Consider the following 19,975-nt stretch of genomic DNA (forward strand, 5'->3'; position numbering starts at 1 on the left):
CCGGCCTCACGGCCAGGTCTTCGCCTCGGCGTCGAAGACCTCCGGGGCGCTCTCCACCGGCAGCACGCAGAGCAGGTGTCCGCCCGGTGCGCGCAGCACCCGGCACTCCTGCCAGCGCGCCACCGGTGCGGCGCCGAGCGCGATCAGCCGGGCCGTCTCCGCCTCGACGTCGTCGGTCTCGATGTCCAGGTGGAACCGGGGTGCGTCGTCGACCGACTGGACGGCGGCGACCAGGCCGGGCAGCGCGCCGTGCAGACTGGTGAACTGTGGCGCCGGCGCGTACGGCTCGGGGGTGGCGCCGAGCGCGGCCGCCCAGAACGCGGTGGCGGCGGCCGCCTCGTCCTGCGGCGCGTCGATGATCAGGGCGTAGCGGCGGCTGCGGTGCATCGACGCAGCCTAGCCGGGGGTGTGGCGGCCCCGGGAACCGGCGAGCGAACGGTCAGCCCGAGGCGGTCGCGGCCGACGTCCGGCGGATCGCCAGCAGGGCGACGTCGTCGGCCGGGTCCTCGGCGCCCAGGGTCGCCATGACGGACGTGGCGACGGCGTCGACGGGTGCCGGCGTCACCGCCTCCATCAGTCGCGTCAGCCCGGCGTCGAACAGTTCACCACGGCGTTCGACGAGCCCGTCGGTGTAGGCGACGAGGACCGCACCGGTCGGGAAGTCGACCGTGGTGGTGCGCCGTGGCGGTTGCCGGCGGCCGGCGCCGAGCGGAGGGTCGATGTGCAGGGAGAGCACGGTGGCCGGCTGATCCGGCAGGGCCAGCACCGGCCGCGGGTGTCCGGCCAGCGAGACGCGCACCGTCGCGCCGTCCGGGGAGACCATCGCGTACAGCGCGGTGGTGAGGTTGCCGGCCTCGAAGTGGACCACCTTGCGGTCCAGGAGGGTCAGTGCCTCCGCCGGGTCGTCGCAGATGAGGGCGTACGCGCGCAGCGCGCTGCGAACCCGTCCCATGACCACCGCCGACTGCAGCCCGTGCCCGGACACGTCGCCGACCACCACGCCCAGCCAGCCGGAGGGAAGGGTGAAGACGTCGTACCAGTCGCCGCCCACCCCGGAGGCGTGGCCCGGGACGTAACGGCCGGTCATCTCCAGCCCCGGCACCCGGGGCAGCCCGGTGGGGATGAGGCTCCGTTGCAGCGCCAGCGCGGCGGAGCGATCCAGGGTGTTGGCGCGAGCGCTGCTGGCGAGGCCCACCCGGTCGGCGGCCAGTTCCAGCAGGCGGACGTCGTCGTCCGAGAACCGGCGCGGCGTGAGGCTGCCGACGTGCAGGACGCCGACCAGGTCCCCGGCCGCCACGATCGGCACGCCCAGCAGGGAGCGGACGCCGATCTGGAACAGCAGCGGGTTGACCACGCTGCCCGGCGCCACGTCCGGGATGATCACCGGCCGTCTGGTGAGCGCGACCTGGCCGGCGAAGCCGTGCCCGACGGAGACCCGGAAGCGCTGGCGGACCTCCTCCTCCAGCCCCTTGGCGGCGGTGGCGACGAGTTGCTGGGCTGGCGCGTCGAGCAGGAGGATGGCCGCGGTGTCGACCTGCAGCAGATCGCGCACCCGGTCGAGGAGTTCGTCGAAGAGGTCCGCGACGTCGAGCCGAGACAGCGTGGCATCGGTCACCGCCTCGATGCGGCGTAATCGCTGCTCGTCTCTCAGTACCTCGGCACGGACCACTCCAGGATCTTAGTTGCGTCCGGGCAACTTCCCGAACCCCGGCAGTCGGAGAAAATGAGCCCAATCAGGGACGAAACCGGATTCCGGAACAGCAGACCGCTGTTGCCGGGGGACCGGGCACGCCGGCGGGGCGGGATCGGACGGGACCTGCCGGCTGAAGGCAGCAGAAACGAGCGGCCGCCGCCGCTGGTCGCCGCCGGTGGTCGCCGCCGCTAAGGGAGGCGCTTCCGCATCTGCTGGGTGACAACCTGATAGCCCGAGCTGGCGTAGAGCTGGACGGCGGTGGTGTTGCTACCGAAGACGTTCAACTCGATCTGCTCGGCCCCGTGCTCCCTTGCGACAACCTCGCCGGTCCGCAGCAGCGCGCGGCCGTAGCCCAGTCCCCGGTATTCCTGGTCCACCTCGATGTCGTACAAGAAAGCGCAGCCCGGTACGGCGCGAGGGTGGACGAGGCCGATCCACAGCCGTCCGATCGGCGTCCGGTCCTCCCGCAGCCCCCTGAGCAGCAACATGCCCGGCGTGGCGAGTCCGTTCGGCAACAGCGCCCGATTGCCCTGAAGGGCGAGTTCGAACGCCTCGTCCGCCGACCAGACGCCGGCGGCGACCTGCTCGTCGGCGAACTGGCGGGCGACAGCCCGCTGCCAGCTGTCGAACTCGGCTTGAGTCATGGTGCGGGTGATCACGTCAGGCACCCGGCGATGCTCGCACCGGTTGCGCACGGCCGGCAAGCCGAGCGGAGTGGGCAGATTGGTCCTCGACGGTCAGGCGGCGGCACCTTCGACGGGCCGAGGGCTGGCGTCGACCGGTCCCGCGGTGATCGGGGAGGGCCGGAAGCCGTTGACGATCAGGTAGACCCCCAGCGCGAACTCCCACACTGCGATGGGGAGAACCGCGACCGCCGTCACCGGCGACAGTCGGTCCCAGAGGCCGAACAGCGCGCCGGCGTCGGAAACGACGAGCAGGGGCGCCCCGACGAGCCCGAGCACCGGAAGGACCCGCGGCACGAGGCGTGACTGGTAGAGCAGGGAACCCAGCAACACGGCGTTCACCGCCGGGATGAAGCCCTGGCTGAGAAGGAAGACCGAGTCATAGAAGGCGACCAGCGCCTGGCCGGTCGCCAACGCATCTGCTCCGGCTCCGTCCTGCCGCAGGGCCACCAGGGTCAGGAGGCTCGCGACGCCGACGAAGATGCTGGTGGCTTCGAGCACCCGGGCGCAGACGAAGCCCAGCGCCCGGGCTTCGCCCTGCCGCTTGACCACCGGGTACAGCACGACGGCGGTGCCGATGCAGGCGAGGGCGACGATCACCTCGAGGACGCCACCGATGAGGACCGGGGTTTCCGAGGTGGTGACGATGTAGTCCGCGTCGTGCATCGGACCGTACAGGGCGGCGGCCGGGATCGAGACGAAGGTGAGCAGGTAGAACGTGCCCGCGACCAGCGCGGTCCTCCGCAGAGAGTCCACCGGGGTCCTTTCGGCGCTGTCGTTCAATCGATGACGGTCATGCCGTCACCCTCCTGCGGATCGGTGCGACAGCGAATCGGCCACTCGGGCAATCCTCGCGGCGTGGATCTGACCCGGGATGGACCCGGTGGTCGCAGCCGTGATCGAGGCTGCGACCCGGTGGGCGACGGACGAGTCGACCTGTACGCCGGATTCTGTGCCCGGCGCGTACCCGAAGGCCGCGCCGGCGGCGGTCATCCATCTCGGCCTGCCGTCACCGACAGGCTCCAGCGGCCTACCCGCAGACATCGGGCGGGCAGCCCTCGAGCGTCTGCGCGGATCGCCTCCTAGCGGGGGAACGACCCTTCTTGGCCTTGCTCCGGGTGGGGTTTACCGAGCCACCCCGGTCACCCGGGGTGCTGGTGGGCTCTTACCCCACCGTTTCACCCTTACCGTCCCCGATGGGGCCGGCGGTCTGTTTTCTGTGGCACTGTCCCGCGGGTCACCCCGGGTTGCCGTTAGCAACCACCCTGCCCTGTGGAGTCCGGACGTTCCTCGGCGGCGGGCCGGAGCCCGCCGACGCGACCGCCCGGTCGACTCGTCCGTCGCGCTCTCATCCTAACGATGTGGCGGTGCCGTCCATTTCCGCCCCGAGCCACCCGGCGGCCACCGGGCGGCGCACGGCGCCGAGGCGGCCGGTCGGCGGGCGTACTAGCCTGACCTGATCATGCACATCGCCGACGCCGCCCTGCTCGTCGTCGCCGGTCTGGCCGCGGGCACGGTCAACGCGGTGGCCGGTGGGGGCTCCCTCATCACGTTTCCGGCGATGATCGCCGCCGGGCTGCCGCCGGTCCCGGCGAACGTGAGCAATTCGGTGGCGGTCTTTCCGGGGTACGTGGCGAGCGTCGCGGGCAGCCACCAGGACCTGCCGCCCCGGCGCACGCTGGCCACCCTGGTGCCCACGACCGTCCTCGGCACGATGGCCGGGGCGGCGCTGCTGCTGGCCACGCCCGCGCGGGCGTTCGAGCTGGTCGTACCGTTCCTGGTGCTCGGCGCCACGGCGGTGCTGGCCTTCCAGGATCCGCTGCGCCGGTTGGTCGGGCACCCCCGGGACCTGCCGCCGCGCCGCCGTACCGTCTCGCTGCAGGCCATGGTCGCGCTCGGCGCGGTGTACGGCGGCTACTTCGGCGCGGCGCTCGGGGTGATGCTGGTGGCGGGCCTGGCGCTGGTGCTGGACGCGACGCTGGCGCAGGTCAGCGCGATCAAGAACCTGCTGTCGACGGTGGTCGGGCTCACCACGCTGGTGGTGTTCGCGCTGTTCGGGCCGGTGAACTGGGCGGCGGTCGCGCTGGTCGCGCCCGCGACGCTGGTCGGCGGGTACGCGGGCGCGCGGCTGGTCCGCCGGCTGCCGTCGCTGGTGCTCAAGACGGTGATCGTCGCGTTCGGCACGGTGATCGGCCTGTACCTGCTCTGGCGTGCCGTGGGCTGACCGGGTCCCCGCCGGCGGCCGGCGAGAAGGGCCCCTTTCCAACGCGAGGCGTTGACCAGGGGCCCCTTCCCTCACCTCAGGCGACGGGCTCCGGGGCCGCGTCGGCGTCCTGCCGGGTGCCCGGGGTGACTCGTGCGTCACCCTCGTCGACGAAGTAGTCGTCCGGCGTGGTGCCGTCGCCCTCGTCGCGCACCTTCGCCGCCCGCAGCACCAGCGTCAGCAGCGCCGCCACCGCGAGGTTGACCAGCACCGCCACGATCCCGACGTAGATGGTCTTCGGGGTGTCGAAGCCGAACTTCTCCAGCGGGAACGCCGACCCGGCGAAGTGCTTCCGGGTCGGGCTGGACACCTGGTAGAGCATCCACATGCCGAGCCCCATGCCGGCCACCCAGCCGGCGATCAGCGCCCCCCGGTGGAACCAGCGGGTGTAGAGGCCCAGCGCCACCGCCGGCAGCGTCTGCAGGATGATCACGCCGCCGATCAACTGGAGGTCGATGGAGAACTGCGGGTCGAGGAAGACGATGCAGGCCACCGCCCCGATCTTCACGACCAGCGAGGTGATCTTGGAGACGTTCGCCTCCTGGGCCGGGGTGGCGTCCCGCCGCAGGTACTCCTTGTAGATGTTGCGGGTGAACAGGTTCGCCGCCGCGATCGACATGATCGCCGCCGGCACCAGCGCACCGATGCCGATGGCCGCGTACGCGACGCCGGTGAACCAACTCGGGAACTGCTGGTCGAAGAGCAACGGCACGATGGTGTTGTTGTCCACCGTGCCCTCCTTCGCCCCCGGCAGCGGCGTCACGTCCGCCGCGATCGCCATGAAGCCCAGCAGGGCGATCAGGCCGAGCAGCAGGCTGTACGCGGGCAGCGCCGACATGTTGCGCTTGATGACGTTCCGGTTCCGGCTGGCCAGCACGCCGGTGATGCTGTGCGGGTAGAGGAACAGCGCCAGCGCCGAGCCGAACGCCAGCGTGACGTACTGGAGCTGGTTGTTGGCGTTGAGCAGGACCCCGTCCGCCGGGCTCGGCGAGGCGTCGAACTTCGCCTGGGCGGCGTCGAAGATGTCACCCCAGCCGCCCAGCTTGTACGGCAGGTACAGCACCGCCACCAGGATCACCACGTAGATCAGGGTGTCCTTGACGAACGCGATCAGTGCCGGCGCGCGCAGCCCGGACTGGTAGGTGTACGCGGCCAGGATGGCGAACGCCACGATGATCGGCAGATGCCGGGCCAGGGCACTCTCCCCGGTCACCCCCATCGACTTGAGCACGGCCTCGATGCCGACCAGTTGCAGCGCGATGTACGGCATCGTGGCCACGATGCCGGTGATCGCGACGAGCAGCGCGAGGATCGGCGAGTTGAACCGGCTGCGGACGAAGTCGGCCGGCGTGACGAAGCCGTGCCGGTGCGAGACCGACCAGAGCCGGCACAGCACCAGGAAGACCAGCGGGTAGATCACGATGGTGTACGGCACGGCGAAGAAGCCCATCGCCCCCGCCCCGAAGACCAGCGCCGGCACCGCCACGAAGGTGTACGCGGTGTAGAGGTCACCGCCGATCAGGAACCAGGTGATCCAGCCGCCGAAGTTGCGCCCGCCCAGGCCCCACTCGTCGAGGTGGGCCATGTCCCGTGGGGCGCGCCAGCGCGACGCCACGAAGCCCATGACGCTCACCAGCAGGAACAACCCGCTGAAGATGATGATCTCGGTGAGGTGGTCCCGCCACATCAGCGGCCACCCCGCTTCTTCGTCAGCTGGTAAACGAGCGTGGTGGTCGCGACACCGAGCAGGATGTACGTGAGCTGGAGCCAGTAGAACCGCGGGAAGCCGAGGATCCGCGGTGAGTCGGCGTTGAACAGAGCGGGGATCAGCGGCACGACGATCGGGACGAAGAGGAGCCAGTTCCAGGGGCTCTTGTCCTTCGCCCGGGTCGTCGCGGTGGCCCGCGTCTCCGGGTCGGGTGCGGCCATCGGCAGACCTCCGGTCGGTGGTGGTTGGGATGTGACGGGCGGAGGCTACGGTCGTGTGACTGCTGTCACGTTCGCCCGGCGGATCCCGCTGCGCCTAACGGCCGATCCGCTGCGCCGAATGGTGGGCCACCGGTCGCCGACTGGATCTGGCACGATGCCCCGATGCCGACCTTCTCCTCCTACGACGGCACCACCCTCGCCTACCACCGCCGCGGGCAGGGACCGCCGCTGCTCTGCCTGCCGGGCGGGCCGGCACAACCGGCGCGCTACCTGGGCGACCTCGGCGGGCTGACCGCCGGCCGGACCCTGCTGCTGCTGGACAGCCGGGGATGCGGCGACTCCGCCGCGCCCGCCGACCCGGCCACGTACCGCTGCGACCGGATCGTCGACGACGTCGAGGCGCTCCGCGCCCACCTGGGGCTGGACCGGATGGACCTGCTCGCGCACTCGGCCGGCGCGAGTGTCGCCCTGCTGTACGCCGCCCGCTTCAAGCACCGGCTCCGCCGGCTGGTGCTCGTCACGCCCAGCCTGCGCCTGCTGCTGGCCGCGCCGGTCGGGATGGCCGAGGCGTACGCCCGCCGCGCCGACGAGCCCTGGCATGCGGCGGCGACGGCGGCGCTGGACGCGTGGGGCGAGGCGCTGCGGCGCGGCGCGGACGACGTGGAGATCGCGCCGCTGCGGCTGGCCGCCGCTCCCTTCTGGTACGGCGCGTGGACCGAGCGGGCCCGGGCGCACGCAGCCGCCCAGGAGGACGACCGGGCGGTCGACGCGGCCGCCGGCTTCTACGCCGGCGTGGACGTCGACCGCGACGCCCTCCGCACGGCCCTGGCCGGTGTGGCGGCGCCCACCCTCATCGTGGCCGGCGCCCTCGACGCCGCGCCGGCCCCCGAGGCGGCCGGTCTGCTGGCCGTGCTGCTGCCGGACGCCGAGCTGGTGACGCTGCCGGACACCAGCCACTTCCCCTTCGTGGACGAGCCGGAGTCCTTCGCGGCCACCGTGGAACGGTTCCTCGCCGGCTGACTCACACCGCCGTCAGGTGGGCGGTGTCGTTGACCGTGCGGACCGCGACACCGCCGTCGGGCCACAGGTCCACCAGGGAGATGCCGGCCGCGTCCAGGAACAGCCGGTGCAGCAGGGTGTCGTCGGCCCCGAGCGCGTCGCGCAGGATCAGCTTGATCGGCGAGACGTGGGAGACCACCACGACGGTCTCCCCGCGGTACGCCTGCCGCAGCCCCTCGACCGCCCGGCGGCAGCGCGCGGCCACCTCGGCGAACGACTCGCCCTCGGGCGGCGCGACCCGGGTGGAGGCGAGCCAGGCGTCCAGCTCCCCGGCCCAGCGCTCGCGCACCTCGGCGAAGGTCCGGCCCTCCCAGGCCCCGAAGTCGCACTCGATCAGGTCGTCGTCGACCCGTACCGGAAGGCCGCCGAGCGCACCGGCGATGGCCTCGGCGGTCCGCGTACACCGGGTCAACGGCGAGCTGACCACGGCCGCCGCGGACGGCGCCAGCGCGGCCACCCGGCTGGCCGTCGCCTTGACCTGGGCCTGGCCGCGGTCGGACAGCGGCACGTCGCCCCGGCCGGAGTAGCGGCGCTGTTCGGTGTACTCGGTCTCGCCGTGCCGGACGAGGATCAGCCGGGTCGCCGTGAAGCTGGGCCGTGGCTCCCAGGAGGCCGGGGCGGTGGCCGGGTCGGTGCCGGTGGTCCGCGCGGTCGCCGCGCGGGACGCCGCCTCCCGCGCGGCCGCCCGGGCCGGCGAGTCGGGCGCGGTCACCTGCCGCGGCGGCTCCGCGGCCGGGCGGGCCGGCCGCGCCGGCACCCCCGCGGCGGCGTCCATCGCCGCGTTGGCCAGCGCGTCCGCATGCCGGTTGCGTTCCCGGGGGATCCAGCTGAACCGGACGGCGGCGAACCGGCCGACCAGCGCGGCGGCCTGCGCGGCGAGCGGGCGCAGGCCGGGGTGCTTGATCTGCCAGCGGCCGCACATCTGCTCGACCACGAGCTTCGAGTCCATCCGGGCCTCCACCTCGGTGGCACCCAGCTCGGCGGCGGCCTCCAGGCCGGCGATCAGGCCCCGGTACTCGGCGACGTTGTTGGTCGCGGTGCCGATCGCCTCGGAGCGCTCAACCAGCACCTCGCCCGTGTCCGGGTCGCGGACCACCGCGCCGTAACCGGCCGGACCGGGGTTGCCCCGGGACCCGCCGTCAGCCTCGATGACGACCACACGCGGCGCCACGGCTACAGGCCGGACTCGTTGGTGCGGACCATGATCCGGCGGCACTCCTCGCAGCGGACCACGTCGTCCGGGTCAGCGGTGCGGATCCGGGCCAGGTCGGCGCCGGACAGCTCGATCCGGCAGCCGCCGCACCGCCCGGCGGTGAGCAGCGCGGCGCCCAGCCCGGTGTCCTCGCGGATCCGGTCGTAGAGCGCGACCAGGTCGCCGGGGAGGTCGGCGGCGAGCGGCTGGCGCGCGCCCCGCTTGAACTCCTCCTCCTTGCCGATCTCGGCCAGGCTGTCGTCGCGGCGCTGCTCGACGGCGGCCCGCTTCTCCCGGGCCTCGGCGATCCGCTTCTCGACGCCGTCCAGGACGCCCTGCGCGGTCTCCCGCTGCTCCATCAGCTCCAGCTCGGCGTCCTCCAGGTCGCCCTGGCGGCGGTTGAGCGAGGCCAGCTCGTGCTGGAGCGCCTCCAGTTCCCGCGCCGGGCCGGTGCCGGCGGCGAGCCGGTCCTCGTCCTTGCGCTTGCGGGCACGGACCTGGTCGACGTCCTTCTCCAGCCGGGCGATGTCCCGGTCCAGGTCGTCGACGGCCACCTGGGCGCGTACGCGCTCGTCCTCCAGCGCGGACAGCTCCCGGGCGAGCGCCTCCAGCTCGGCCCGCTCGGGCAGCGCCCGGCGCCGGTGGGCGAGCTGGGCGAGGGCGGTGTCGATGGCCGCCAGGTCGAGCAGGCGGCGCTGGACGTTCGGGTCAGCCTTCACGGTCGGGCTCCTTGTCGTCCGCCACGGGCTGGGCGGCGTGTACGGTCCACGGGTCGGTGTCCAGGTCGGACACGATCGTCTCCACCCCGGTCGCCTCCCGCAGGACGGCGGCGAGGTCGTCCAACCAGGGTCGTTCCGTCGCCCAGTGTGCGGCGTCGAGCAGGGCGGGACCGTCGGCGGCCAGGTGCTCACCGGCGGGGTGGTGACGCAGGTCGGCGGTGAGAAAGGCGTCCACCCCGGCGGCGGTCGCGGCGCCGAGGAAGCTGTCCCCGGAGCCGCCGCTCACCGCGAGCGTACGCACCACACGGCCCGGGTGGCCGGCCGCGCGGACACCCCAGGCGGTGACGGGCAGCACGGCGGCCGCGTGCCGGGTCAGCTCGGCGAGGGTCATCGGCTCGGGCAGCTCGCCGATGCGGCCGATGCCCCGGCCGGCGCCGTGCGCGGCCGAACCGGGAGCGGGCGGGTGCAGCGGGCGCAGGCCGGTCAGCCCGAAGCGGGCGGCCAGCGCGTCGGAGACGCCCGGTTCGGCCACGTCCGCGTTGGTGTGCGCCACGTACAGCGCGACGTCGGCCTTGATCAGCCGGTGGATGATCCGCCCCTTGTACGTGGTCGGGGCCACCGACGAGACGCCGCGCAGCAGCAGCGGGTGGTGCGCCACGATCAGGTCGGCCCCGGCGTCGAGCGCCTCGGCGACCGTCTCGGGCACCACGTCGACGACGCAGAGCACCCGGCGGACCGGCGCACAGGGCTCGCCGAGCACCAGGCCGACCCGGTCCCACTCCTCCGCCCACGCCGGCGGGTAGCGCCGCTCCAGCTCGGCCACCACGTCGGCGACCGTCGGGAGTGCGGTTGTGCTCACGGCGGGCCAGCTTACCCGGCGCGGGTGGCGACGCGGCGCGTCGCCACCCGGACGGGATGCCGACCGCCGGCTACGCGGCGGAGCTGGCCGGGGACGGGTCGCGCAGCGCGGCCACCGCCACCTCCCACGGGAAGGCGTGCAGGTGCCGCTCGCCGGAGCCCGGTGGGTGCAGCGGGACGATGTGGTCGCCGAAGAGCACCGTGACGCCCCACTCGGCGAGCCGGGCCAGCGCCGCCCGGAACGCCGGGTGGGCGGCCATCGCCGCGTTGGTGTACGGCACCGCGACCAGCGGCACCCCGAGGCCCTGCGCCTCGACGAGCAGCCCGAGGGCCAGCGTGTCGGCGATCCCGACCGCCCACTTGTTGACGGTGTTCACCGTCGCCGGACAGACGATCATCGCGTCGGCCGGCGGCAGCACGTCGGGGTCACCCGGGTTCTTGTAGTGGGTGCGTACCGGATGGCCGGTCTGCCGGGCCAGTGCCGGACGGTCGATGAACTTGGCGCCGTCGGGCGTGGTGACGACGCAGACCTCCCACCCGTCCTGCTGGGCCAGCTCGACGAGCCGGCCGACGTGACGCGCCAGCGGCGAACCGCAGGCGATGACGTAGAGCACCGCACGGCGCTCGGCGGTGCGCGGCGGCCCGCCCATCAGACCGGCTCCGCGCTCATACCCCTACTCCCATGTGCTCAGCCAACTCCGCAATCGGCGAAGGCGGCGCACCACGTGTGCGACGGAGGATGTCGGACATCACCTCGTGGGCGATCGGCCGGCAGCGGATCTCCGACGGCGCGAGCCGGTCGCCGCGCAGCAGCGTCTCGCCGGCGTTCGCCACGTCACCGACCTGCGCGTAGCCCCGGGCGATGTCGAGCAGGTGGTGGGCCCGGCGCTCGGGCAGCAGGGCGCTGAAGGCCGGCTCGTGGATGCGCTGCTGGTGGATCTCCACCGCCCGGCCGCCGTCACCCAGCTCGACCGCCGCCGCGGCGCGGTGCAGCTCGACGTTGGTCGGCCCGAAGGACGTCCAGTATCGGTTCTGGTCGCCGCCGAGCAGTTCGGCCGCCTCCGCGGCGCCGCCCAGCAGGTCGTCCACGGTGGCGGAGTCACCGATCCGGGACGCGGCCATCGCACCCTGCAGCAGCAGCATGCCGTAGACCGACAGGCGGTCGGCGTCCGCGTCGTTGCCGCCACCCGGGGCGAGCCGGTTCGCGATCGTGACGTTCAGCTCCAGGGCCGGGCGGGGCCGGCCCATCGCCACGAGCGCGTTGCAGACCCGGGTGGTCGCGATGCCGGCCAGCAGCGGGTCGTCGGCCCGCTGGGCGACCGCCATCGACCGGTCGGCGGCCAGCCAGGCCAGGTCGCACTCGCCCAGCTTGCGCAGCACCGACGAGGCGATCTGGTAGACCTGCCCGAGCAGGTGCGCCGCCTCCCGGGCGTCGTCGCCGCCGAAGCCGGCGTCGGCCGCCTGCGCGTCTCGCAGCAGCTTGGGCAGGGCGCGGGTGAGCATCCCGTACCGGCCGTACTGGTAGGTCAGCCAGGCGTGGGTGAGCGCCTTGCGCATGTCCTGCAGCGGCGGCGGGTACGGCGCCGCGTCGAAGTAGGCGCTCATCGAGTCGTACCGCTCGAGAGCCGCCCGGATCTCCTGCACCTCGACCTGGTCGATGCACTTCAACGCGTCGCTGCGCCGCTCCGGATCCTTGCCGAGCAGCAGTTGCACGTCGACCTGGAGGATGTCGGCGATCTCGTAGAGGACGGAGAACTTGTCGAGCCGGCGTACCCCCCGCTCGACCTTGTCCACCCAGCTCTTCGACTTGCCCAACCGATCCGCGAAGACCTGCTGCGACATCTTGCGTCGCCCCCGCCAGTAGGCCACCCGCCGCCCTATGGGTAACTCGTCCATGTCCCCATCCCTCCCCTAGCGTCCACTCCGGCCGGTCGACCGAGGGTCCCTCCGCGGGCGCGGCGTTGCTTGTTCAGGTTTTCGCTGGTCGCACAGCGTGTGCGTCAGCCGTACGGCCGATCCTCGTAGTTTTCGTGCAAGTTGCATCAGCCGTTCGTCAACTCAACGATCGCGGGTTACGGCAGTGACGGTGCTCGACATGGGACATCGACGCAGGCCAGATCCGGCGAGGGGAGATGACACACATGTGGGGGAATGTCGGACCACGCGTCGCCCAACTGTCGCATCTGGAACGGGTCCGGCTGCGCCGGGTCGCCGTGCGCTACGCGCTGCACGGCTGGGAGGTGACGCCCGGCGCCTGCCTGGCCCGCAGTCGCTTCGTCTGTGGGCGGGCCGGCTGCCCCACGGTCGGCTGCCACCCGGCGCTGGAGGACTGGGAGCGCGCCGCGAGCGCCGACCCGGCCCGCGTGGCGACCTGGTGGCACAGCCGCCCGCACGGGGTGCTGCTGCCCACCGGCCGGGCGTTCGACGTGCTGGAGGTCCCCGCCCACATCGGACGGCAGGTGCTCGCCGCGGTGCAGAACCACCCGGCGGGCCTGGCCGTACGCGGACCGGCCCTGGCCACTCCCACCGGGCGGTGGATGTTCCTGGTCCGGCCCGGCGACCCGCTGCGGCCCGAACTCGACCACTGCTTCCACGTGGTACGGCACGGCCCGGGCTCGTGGATCCCGGCACCGCCCACCCGACTGCCCGAGGGCACCGTCCGCTGGGTGGTCGCGCCGGAGCAGGCCCGCTGGCAGCTGCCCGACTCGTACCTGCTGCAGAACACCCTGATCGGCGAGTTACGCGCCAGCGGGGTGACGCTCGTCGCGGACCTGCTCCCCGGGCACCTGCCGCTGCCCCGCCGCGGCCGCTGACCAGCGGGGCAGCGACGTCGGGCGGGTCCGGATCGTTGAACCGGCCGAGGGGCGCGGACGCGCCACGATCGGGGGTTGGTCGCATGTCCACCGACGACACCACGCGCGAGCCGTGCGGCGCCGAGCCGCCCCGCCACCGTCCCCGGCACCGCTGGGCGGGCACCCGGCCGGCGGGCTCCCGCCCCGGCCGCCCCCGCCCACCCGGTTCCCGCCCCGCCAACACCCACCGCCCCACCCGCTGAACCACCCCACCCCACCCCACCCCGGCGATCTTGCACTTTCGGCCCCGGAATAAGGCGCAGAAAGGGCATAACGAGGGCACAAAATGCAAGATCGCGGCGGTCAGGGGGCGAGGGGCAGATTCGGCGAGTGCAGGAGGCGGGCGTCGTCGGTGACGATGGCGTGGCGGTGGTCGGGGCGGCGGTCGAGCCAGGACCGGCCGGCGGTGCCCATCGCGACGGCCGCGGTGGCGTACGCGTCGGCCACGCCGAGGTCGGTGCCGACCACGGTGACCGAGCGCAGTCCCCGGGCCGGCGCGCCACGGCGCGGGTCGAGCACGTGGTGCCCGCGCTCGTACCCGCCGGACGTGGCCACCGCCAGGTCGGTGCCGGCGAGCACCAGGCAGGTGGCCATCGGGTTCCACGGGTGCCGGACCCCGATCCGCCACGGCCGCCCGGACGCCGAGCGACCCCGGACCCGCACGTCGCCGCCCGCGTTCAGGCAGTGGTTGGCCGCCCCGGCGGCGAGCAGCCGGTCCGAGGCGACCTGGGCGGCCCAGCCCTTGACGTAGCCGGACGGGTCGAAGGCGCCGGTGGCGTACGCGTCGAAGAACCCGTCGGTGGCGGCCCACAGGTCGGCGCAGCGCTCCAGCACCAGCCGCAGGTCCGCCGACGCCTCCGACAGCAGCAGCTCCCCCCGGTCGAAACGGCACACCTCGCTGTCCGGCCGGTACGTGCTGAACCGCGCGTCCACCTCGCGCAGCCAGCGGAAGGTCTCCTCGGCCAGCCGGTCCAGCTCGGCGCGGGGCAGGTCGTCGGCGAGGTCGAGGCTGATCGCCGTACCCATCACCTGCTCGACCCGACGCAGGCCGGGACGGGCCGGCGCGGCCGGCACCCGGGACTGCGTCGCGGTCCCGGCGCGGACCGGCGGTGACGTCGGCACGGGCTAGCCGGCCCGGTCGATCGCGGCCTGCAGCGACCGCTTGTACGACGTGCTGGTCGCGGTCGCCCCGGAGACCGTGTCCAGGTCCGCGCTCTGCAGCTCCACCACCTGCCCGGAGGTGCCGCTGTACGCGTCGTCGACCTGGCGGCTGCGCTGGTCGGACTGGGCCGTGTCCTCCGGGAGTTCGAGCGCGACCACGTCGACGATTCGCGAGCCGGACAGGGTGATCTGCACCTGGACGTTGCCGTACTCGTTCTCCACCACCGGTCCGACCACCGTCCGGGTGGTCGGCTGGGCCGGCCTGCTGCTCGTCTTCCGCCCGGACGGCGTCCGGGTGCCGGCGGTCGGGCTCGAGTTCGGCCGGTCCGCCGGTGCCCGGCTGGCGCTGCGGCCCGGCCGCGGCGCGGCGGCCGTCGCCGACGGCGCGGCGGCCGTGGCCTCGTCGGTGGGGGCCGCGCCGGCCGGAACGACCGGCTGCCCCTCGGCGGGCAGGTCCTGGGCGACCGGAGCGGCGCCCGGCGAGGTCTTCAGCACCACCATCGCGGTGGTGCTGGCCGCCAAGCCGGTGATCGCGAACAGGGCGCGACGCATCAGATGCCTTCCTACAGCTCGAACGTGGCGAGGTGGACCTGCCGGCGGGGCACGCCGGCCCGGCGCAGCGCGGCCAGCGACTGCGCGACCAGGCCGGGCGGGCCGCACAGGTAGACGTCCCGGCGGGCCAGGTCGGGAACCAGCCGGCGCAGCCCCGCCGGGCTGAGCACCTCGCGCGGGCCGGGGTCGCGGCGGGAGCCGATGACGTACCAGATCCGCACGTCCCGGGCCTGGGCCAGCCAGTCCAGCTCGCGGTGCAGCAGCACGTCGGCCGGCGTCCGCGCCCGGTAGATGAGCGCCGAGCCGGGCGGCAGCTCCTCCAGCATCGCCCGCAGCGGGGTGATGCCGCTGCCGCCGGCGATCAGCAGCGCCCGGTCCCGGACGCGGTGGGCCGCGGTGAAGGTGCCCGACGGTCCCTCGGCCCAGACGCGGGTGCCCGGGTCGAGGTCGCGCAGGTCCCGGGTGTACCCGCCGACCACCTTGACGGTCAGTCGCAGCCAGCGGTCGTTGGCGGCGGCCGAGACGGAGAACGGGTGCGACTGCCACCAGCAGCCCCGGGTGAGGAACCGCCAGCGGAAGAACTGGCCGCCGAGCAGGTCCAGCTCGTCGAGCCGCTCGCCGGTCAGGTAGATCGAGACGGTGTCCGGGCTCTCCGCCACCACGTCGGCGACCTGGAGCCGGTGCCGCAGGTTGAACGCGAGCGGCGCGACCACCCGACCCCACACCAGTGCGGCGACGACGAGCACGTACATGGCGATCCACAGGGTGCGGACCGGGCCGGGCCGGAAGAGCTGCGCACCGTTGCTGAACTGGTGGCCGAAGCCGAGCAGCAGCGCGAGGTAGCTGGCGAGGTGCAGGACGTGCCAGAGCTCGTACGGCAGCACCCGCCGGACCGCCCGCACGCCGGTGAACCCGATCAACACCAGGATGCCGGCGGCGGCGAACGCGGACACCATGTCCGGGTAGTCGCGCAGCAGGACGCCCGCCTCGGTGAGGACCGGATTGTCCTCCAGGTCCGCGTAGCCGACCAGGATCAGCGCGGCGTGCGCGAGCACCGCCACCAGCAGCGTCGCGCCGACGTCCCGGTGCCAGCGGGCGAGCTGCTCGCCCCCGATCCAGCGTTCCAGCACCGGCAGCCGGCTCACCATCAGCACCTGCACGAGCAGCAGGTAGCCGGCGACCAGCCCGGTGATCCGGCCGGCGGCGGTGACGGTGGCGGCGGTGCTCTTCAGCGAGCCGGCGGGGGTGTCCAGCCACCAGGGCAGCACGCTGGCGAGCAGGCCGAGCACGAGCAGCACGGCCAGCAGCCGGCGCCCGCCGGGTCCGCGCCGGGCGGGCACCCACGGGTGTCCGCCGGCAGCCGGCCGGCCGTCGGCCCGGGACGGTGTCGTCGCGGTCCGGCGGCCGGCGGCATGGGTACGGGGGTACGTCACGCGTACAGCTTCATCGGGGCGTACTTCATCCGCGGGAAGATCTTCGCCACCTCCGCGTTGGTGAGCCCGAACCGGCCCTGCGCGACGGACCCGTAGACGTTGAACATGTTGTTGTACTCGGGTACGTCGCCGGAGTCGAGCTGGTTCAACCCGTTCCAGGTGCCGAGCAGGGAGCCGGCGAGCTTGCGGCCGGACAGGACGGTGATGACGCCGCCGTGCCCGTGGTCGGTGCCGCCGCCGTTGGAGGCGACGCGCCGGCCGAACTCGCTGGACACCATGATCGTCACGTCGGCCGCCTGGTCGCCCAGGTCGGTGAAGAACGCGGCCATCGCCGAGGCGAGTTCGTTCAGCCGCCGGTGCAGCTGGCCGCCCTCGCGGCTGCCCTGGTTCTCGTGCGTGTCGTAGCCGCCCATGCCGACCGTGGCGACCCGGACGTTCGCCCCGCCCTTGATCAGCTGGGCGAGCTGCTGGAAGGCGCGGCCGACGCCCCGGTACTCGACGCCCTCCGCCGGCTGGTACGGCTTCGCGGCGAGCCGCTGCGCGGTGGCCAGCGCGCCGAGGCCGTCCTGGACCGCCTCCTGAACCGGGTGGTTGATCCCGGTGAACAGGCCACGGATCGCCTTCTCGGTGGCCGCCCGGAACTTCTCCTCACCGTTGAGCCGCAGTTGGCCGACGCTGTTCAACGACAGCGCGCCGTTGGTGCCGACCAGCGACCGGGGCAGGGTGCTGCCGATGCCGACGCTGCGGAAGGCGGTGCCCTTGCCGAGCGCGTCGACCAGGCTGTCCAGCCAGCCCCGGCCGCCGGTCTCACCGGGCAGCCCGCCCAGGTTGCAGGCGTCCGCGGCCTGGAAGTGGCTGCGCGACAGGCGTTCGTCGGACACGCCGGGGATGAAGCCGAGGTTACCCGAGCGCAGCCACGGTTCCAGCGGCTTGAACGCGCTGGTCAGCTTGAAGCCCCGGCCGACGGCCAGGGAGTCGTCGGCGAGCAGCAGGTCGGGGCGGGCCTTGGCGAGCACCGGGTCGTCGGCCGGGGCGACCAGGCTCAGCCCGTCCAGGCCGCCGTAGAGGAAGACGTGGATCAGCGTGCCGGTCTTGGCCGCGGCGAAGGACGCCGACGTGGTGACGAACTGAGCGGTGGCCAGCGCGGTCGCGGTGGCGGCGGCACCGGCGACGAAGGTACGGCGGGTGACGCCGCGGCCGTCCTGCTGGGCCTCCTCCAGTTCCTCCAGCCGGCGGTAGCGGTCCCGCTCGGCGGCGTTCTCGGCGGCCACGACGTCGGCCTCCGCCCGCAGCAGCGCCTCGGCCGGGTTGTCGGCCAGCCGCCGCACGTCGGGGCATTCGGGGTGCAGGGGGTACGAGTACACAGTCTTCTCCATCGGAGGCCTCACCGGAGGTGGTGCTGGGGGGAAGCGAGGATCGCCCGCGCGACGGCGGCGACGGCCCCGTTGAACGTCGCGTCCACCCGGGCACCGGCCGAGACGCCGGCGATGCCGAGGATCAACGCCTTCTCCTTGGCGCTCAGCTTCTGGCCCAGCAGCCGCACGGCGAGCGCGTCCACGTACCCGCCGGCGGTGGCCGGCGGCCGGGCCACCAGCTTCTCCGGCTTGGTGAACGTGAAGACGGTGCGGCGGGCCGCCACCAGGTCACCGGCCTCGTTCCAGCCGTTGACCATCGTGCCGGCCGAGGTCCACGCCACGTAGACGTCCGGGTAGCCGTCCGGCGTGGGCTGGCCCATCGGGTACTGGCCCAGCTCGCGCATCTTGTCGTGGATCTGCCGCAGGCCGCGCCCGAACGGGGTGCGCTGGTTGTCGCCGTTGTCGTGGCCGGGCGCCGCGTCCGGCGAGACGCCGAGCGCCCGGTACGTCGCCACCAGGTACTCCATCGGGCGGCGGACCTTCTGCCCCACCCCGGCCCAGAACTCCGAGGAGCTGAACAGGGTCATCAGCAACGGCTTGACCAGACCCTTGTTGGCCAGGTACGTCTTCGCCAGCCGGTCCACCAGGGACTTCGGCGGGGTGTCCGAGACGAACCGGGTGGCGAGGCTCTGCGCCACGTACCGGGCCGTCGACGGGTGCAGCGCGATGTACGACAGGTACGCGTCGATCGCCGCCTCGGCCTTCTTCGGGTCGTCCGAGTTGTTGGCGTGCGTGAAGCCGAGGATCTTCACCTTGCCGACGTAGTGCCGCTGGGCGCGGAAGACGTACTTGCCGTCCTGCACGCCCCGGCCGGTCTGCAGCAGGGCGGCCTGCCGCACGTCCTTCTCGGTGTAGCCGCCGTCGACGCCGACCGAGTACAGCTCCAGGTTCTCCCGGGCCAGGTTCTCGTTGACCGCGTCGGCGCGGGACTCGTTCTGGTTGAGGTAGAGCAGCAACGCCGGGTGCCGGTTCGCGGCGAGCAGCATCTCCGGGTAGCTGCCGAGGGCGTGCTTGCGGACCACGTCGCGGTCGAACGAGTTGCGGTACACCTCGCCGCCGTCGAAGTCGGCCGCCACGTGGAGGAAGTCGTTCCAGAAGTCGACCATCACCTCGAACAGCTGGCGGTCCGACCAGATCTGGCGGGCGATGGTGGCGTCCACCATCTCCCGCTCCGGCCGGGCGCCCCGCTCGTTGAGCTGGTCGCGCTGCGCGCGGAGCTGCTCGGTGCTGAGCTTCAGGGTGGGCAGCTCGGCGAGCTTGAGCTCGGCCTTCGTCGGCGCGATCCGGTCCGGGTCGAGCTGCCGGCGCAGCCAGGCGTCGATGCCCTGCGCCTTGATGTCGGCGACGACCTTCGGGGTCACCCCGAAGGTGGCCCGCCGGGCCAGGTGCAGGACCGGGTCCTTGGCGAGGACCGTCTTGACGGTCACCTTGGTCTCCGCGGCGGCGGCCGCCGGTCCGGAGAAGACCCGGCCGCCGGCCGGGTTGTTCTTCTTCAGCACCTCACCGGCCCGGGAGCCCATGTAGCTCTCGTTCTGCTCGGTGTAGGTGCGCACGGTGCTCGGCTGCTGCCCGCTCGGCCGGGCCGCGGTGCCGTCGGTCACCTGGGTGCCGGTGGCGTCGCCGGCCACCACGTCGTCGCCGAAGAGGCCGCGGACCTGGGGCGACATCGCCAGTGCGCCGCCGGCGAACACCGCGGCGGTGCCGCCGAACGCGGCGAGCGCCTTGCGGCGGCCCACCTTCGGGCCGGGCTCGTCGCCGTCGTCGTCGTCCAGGGTGGGCAGTCGACCGCCGCCCGGGGCCGGGGCGGTCGTGCCGAAGCCGGCCGGGCCGACCCACTGTGGTCCCTGCGGTGCCGGCGACTGGGGGGCGTCGTAGGCGTACGGGGTGGGCCGGTACTGCTCGTGGTACGAGTCGGGGTGGGATCGCCCGTCCCGTCCGCGGTCGTCCCACGGTCGATGTGGTGGCACATTCTGGTTGGCCATGTACCAATCCGTTCCTGCTGCGCCGCGACGTCCGTGACCGGGCGGGATTCGGGGTGCGGCGGCCGATGCTTGCGGGGGTTGGTACGGGAAAGTAACCAAGGGGTGAGACGCCTTCAAGAAGCCCCGGAGACGGTGAAACCGGCACTTAAGGCAGTGCACAGCGCACTCGTCGCGTCCGCTGCGG

The 19,975-nt window shown here is 73.3% G+C and carries 20 protein-coding genes and 1 other RNA gene; 4 read left to right on the forward strand and 17 right to left on the reverse strand.

Annotated elements, in window-relative coordinates; genetic code table 11:
- Window positions 1–6 precede the first annotated feature (6 nt).
- The 5 genes from EV376_RS28070 to rnpB form a co-directional block, all read right to left on the reverse strand.
- Window positions 7–387: a VOC family protein gene (locus EV376_RS28070; protein WP_130328124.1), complete on the reverse strand. Its 381-nt coding sequence runs from the start codon at window positions 385–387 to the stop codon at window positions 7–9.
- Window positions 388–439: 52 nt separating this feature from the next.
- Window positions 440–1,669: a GAF domain-containing SpoIIE family protein phosphatase gene (locus tag EV376_RS28075; protein ID WP_130328125.1), complete on the reverse strand. Its 1,230-nt coding sequence runs from the start codon at window positions 1,667–1,669 to the stop codon at window positions 440–442.
- Window positions 1,670–1,881: 212 nt separating this feature from the next.
- Window positions 1,882–2,361, reverse strand: coding sequence for a GNAT family N-acetyltransferase (locus EV376_RS28080; RefSeq protein WP_486482828.1), 480 nt, complete (start codon window positions 2,359–2,361; stop codon window positions 1,882–1,884).
- 69 nt (window positions 2,362–2,430) lie between these two features.
- A complete protein-coding gene (locus EV376_RS28085; RefSeq protein ID WP_130328126.1) occupies window positions 2,431–3,132 on the reverse strand; it encodes a DUF4386 domain-containing protein in 702 nt (233 codons plus the stop codon).
- Window positions 3,133–3,299: 167 nt separating this feature from the next.
- Window positions 3,300–3,712: RNase P RNA component class A (rnpB, locus tag EV376_RS28090), an RNA gene on the reverse strand.
- A 126-nt stretch (window positions 3,713–3,838) separates the two neighbouring features.
- Between rnpB and EV376_RS28095 the strand changes: the two genes are divergently transcribed.
- A complete protein-coding gene (locus EV376_RS28095; RefSeq protein WP_130328127.1) occupies window positions 3,839–4,600 on the forward strand; it encodes a sulfite exporter TauE/SafE family protein in 762 nt (253 codons plus the stop codon).
- Between the two features lie 76 nt (window positions 4,601–4,676).
- On the opposite strand, the gene mctP is transcribed toward EV376_RS28095, so the two are convergent.
- Both mctP and EV376_RS28105 read right to left on the reverse strand, forming a co-directional pair.
- On the reverse strand, window positions 4,677–6,326 hold the full coding sequence (mctP, locus tag EV376_RS28100) for a monocarboxylate uptake permease MctP (protein WP_130328128.1): 1,650 nt from the start codon (window positions 6,324–6,326) through the stop codon (window positions 4,677–4,679).
- The gene (locus EV376_RS28105) at window positions 6,326–6,568 is read right to left on the reverse strand and encodes a DUF3311 domain-containing protein (protein WP_130328129.1); all 243 of its coding nucleotides are present in this window, start codon (window positions 6,566–6,568) and stop codon (window positions 6,326–6,328) included. The genes mctP and EV376_RS28105 overlap by 1 nt, the downstream gene beginning before the upstream one ends.
- Before the next feature lie 162 nt (window positions 6,569–6,730).
- On the opposite strand from EV376_RS28105, the gene EV376_RS28110 reads away from it, so the two are divergent.
- Window positions 6,731–7,588, forward strand: a complete 858-nt coding sequence (locus tag EV376_RS28110; RefSeq protein WP_130328130.1) for an alpha/beta fold hydrolase — start codon at window positions 6,731–6,733, stop codon at window positions 7,586–7,588.
- Window position 7,589: 1 nt separating this feature from the next.
- Here the strand turns inward: EV376_RS28110 and EV376_RS28115 are convergent, their stop codons facing one another.
- The 5 genes from EV376_RS28115 to EV376_RS28135 form a co-directional block, all read right to left on the reverse strand.
- Window positions 7,590–8,798 (reverse strand): bifunctional RNase H/acid phosphatase, encoded by a 1,209-nt coding sequence (locus EV376_RS28115; protein ID WP_130328131.1) that lies wholly within the window; start codon window positions 8,796–8,798, stop codon window positions 7,590–7,592.
- 2 nt (window positions 8,799–8,800) lie between these two features.
- Window positions 8,801–9,538: a CT398-like coiled coil hairpin domain-containing protein gene (locus tag EV376_RS28120; RefSeq protein ID WP_130328132.1), complete on the reverse strand. Its 738-nt coding sequence runs from the start codon at window positions 9,536–9,538 to the stop codon at window positions 8,801–8,803.
- The gene (locus EV376_RS28125) at window positions 9,528–10,364 is read right to left on the reverse strand and encodes a Nif3-like dinuclear metal center hexameric protein (protein ID WP_207228622.1); all 837 of its coding nucleotides are present in this window, start codon (window positions 10,362–10,364) and stop codon (window positions 9,528–9,530) included. Before EV376_RS28125 ends, EV376_RS28120 begins: the two co-directional genes overlap by 11 nt.
- Before the next feature lie 103 nt (window positions 10,365–10,467).
- On the reverse strand, window positions 10,468–11,046 hold the full coding sequence (locus EV376_RS28130; protein WP_130328134.1) for a flavoprotein: 579 nt from the start codon (window positions 11,044–11,046) through the stop codon (window positions 10,468–10,470).
- 16 nt (window positions 11,047–11,062) lie between these two features.
- A complete protein-coding gene (locus EV376_RS28135) occupies window positions 11,063–12,292 on the reverse strand; it encodes a helix-turn-helix domain-containing protein (protein ID WP_130328135.1) in 1,230 nt (409 codons plus the stop codon).
- A gap of 236 nt (window positions 12,293–12,528) precedes the next feature.
- On the opposite strand from EV376_RS28135, the gene EV376_RS28140 reads away from it, so the two are divergent.
- Both EV376_RS28140 and EV376_RS30395 read left to right on the forward strand, forming a co-directional pair.
- Entirely contained in the window at window positions 12,529–13,209 is a 681-nt protein-coding gene (locus EV376_RS28140) for a bifunctional DNA primase/polymerase (RefSeq protein ID WP_130328136.1), read from the forward strand.
- Window positions 13,210–13,292: 83 nt separating this feature from the next.
- On the forward strand, window positions 13,293–13,451 hold the full coding sequence (locus tag EV376_RS30395) for a hypothetical protein (RefSeq protein ID WP_165438133.1): 159 nt from the start codon (window positions 13,293–13,295) through the stop codon (window positions 13,449–13,451).
- A 100-nt stretch (window positions 13,452–13,551) separates the two neighbouring features.
- On the opposite strand, the gene EV376_RS28145 is transcribed toward EV376_RS30395, so the two are convergent.
- From EV376_RS28145 to EV376_RS28165, 5 genes are all read right to left on the reverse strand, one after another.
- The gene (locus EV376_RS28145) at window positions 13,552–14,274 is read right to left on the reverse strand and encodes an FAD:protein FMN transferase (protein WP_130328907.1); all 723 of its coding nucleotides are present in this window, start codon (window positions 14,272–14,274) and stop codon (window positions 13,552–13,554) included.
- Between the two features lie 99 nt (window positions 14,275–14,373).
- On the reverse strand, window positions 14,374–14,961 hold the full coding sequence (locus EV376_RS28150) for an FMN-binding protein (protein ID WP_130328137.1): 588 nt from the start codon (window positions 14,959–14,961) through the stop codon (window positions 14,374–14,376).
- An 11-nt stretch (window positions 14,962–14,972) separates the two neighbouring features.
- Window positions 14,973–16,394, reverse strand: a complete 1,422-nt coding sequence (locus EV376_RS28155; RefSeq protein ID WP_130328138.1) for a ferredoxin reductase family protein — start codon at window positions 16,392–16,394, stop codon at window positions 14,973–14,975.
- Window positions 16,391–17,770: a DUF1501 domain-containing protein gene (locus EV376_RS28160; protein ID WP_130328139.1), complete on the reverse strand. Its 1,380-nt coding sequence runs from the start codon at window positions 17,768–17,770 to the stop codon at window positions 16,391–16,393. The genes EV376_RS28155 and EV376_RS28160 overlap by 4 nt, the downstream gene beginning before the upstream one ends.
- 8 nt (window positions 17,771–17,778) lie before the next feature.
- A complete protein-coding gene (locus tag EV376_RS28165) occupies window positions 17,779–19,791 on the reverse strand; it encodes a DUF1800 family protein (RefSeq protein WP_130328140.1) in 2,013 nt (670 codons plus the stop codon).
- Between the last annotated feature and the right edge of the window lie 184 nt (window positions 19,792–19,975).

Source organism: Micromonospora sp. CNZ295, from assembly GCF_004217535.1.

Excerpts from the sequence above, each read along its gene's own strand:
- EV376_RS28130 (WP_130328134.1), bottom strand. The coding sequence starts at position 11,046 with ATGGGCGGGCCGCCGCGCACCGCCGAGCGCCGTGCGGTGCTCTACGTC.
- mctP (WP_130328128.1), bottom strand. The coding sequence starts at position 6,326 with ATGTGGCGGGACCACCTCACCGAGATCATCATCTTCAGCGGGTTGTTC.
- EV376_RS28145 (WP_130328907.1), bottom strand. The coding sequence starts at position 14,274 with ATGGGTACGGCGATCAGCCTCGACCTCGCCGACGACCTGCCCCGCGCC.
- EV376_RS30395 (WP_165438133.1), top strand. The coding sequence starts at position 13,293 with ATGTCCACCGACGACACCACGCGCGAGCCGTGCGGCGCCGAGCCGCCC.
- EV376_RS28160 (WP_130328139.1), bottom strand. The coding sequence starts at position 17,770 with ATGGAGAAGACTGTGTACTCGTACCCCCTGCACCCCGAATGCCCCGAC.
- EV376_RS28165 (WP_130328140.1), bottom strand. The coding sequence starts at position 19,791 with ATGGCCAACCAGAATGTGCCACCACATCGACCGTGGGACGACCGCGGA.
- EV376_RS28140 (WP_130328136.1), top strand. The coding sequence starts at position 12,529 with ATGACACACATGTGGGGGAATGTCGGACCACGCGTCGCCCAACTGTCG.
- EV376_RS28110 (WP_130328130.1), top strand. The coding sequence starts at position 6,731 with ATGCCGACCTTCTCCTCCTACGACGGCACCACCCTCGCCTACCACCGC.
- EV376_RS28070 (WP_130328124.1), bottom strand. The coding sequence starts at position 387 with ATGCACCGCAGCCGCCGCTACGCCCTGATCATCGACGCGCCGCAGGAC.
- EV376_RS28135 (WP_130328135.1), bottom strand. The coding sequence starts at position 12,292 with ATGGACGAGTTACCCATAGGGCGGCGGGTGGCCTACTGGCGGGGGCGA.
- EV376_RS28105 (WP_130328129.1), bottom strand. The coding sequence starts at position 6,568 with ATGGCCGCACCCGACCCGGAGACGCGGGCCACCGCGACGACCCGGGCG.
- EV376_RS28095 (WP_130328127.1), top strand. The coding sequence starts at position 3,839 with ATGCACATCGCCGACGCCGCCCTGCTCGTCGTCGCCGGTCTGGCCGCG.
- EV376_RS28150 (WP_130328137.1), bottom strand. The coding sequence starts at position 14,961 with ATGCGTCGCGCCCTGTTCGCGATCACCGGCTTGGCGGCCAGCACCACC.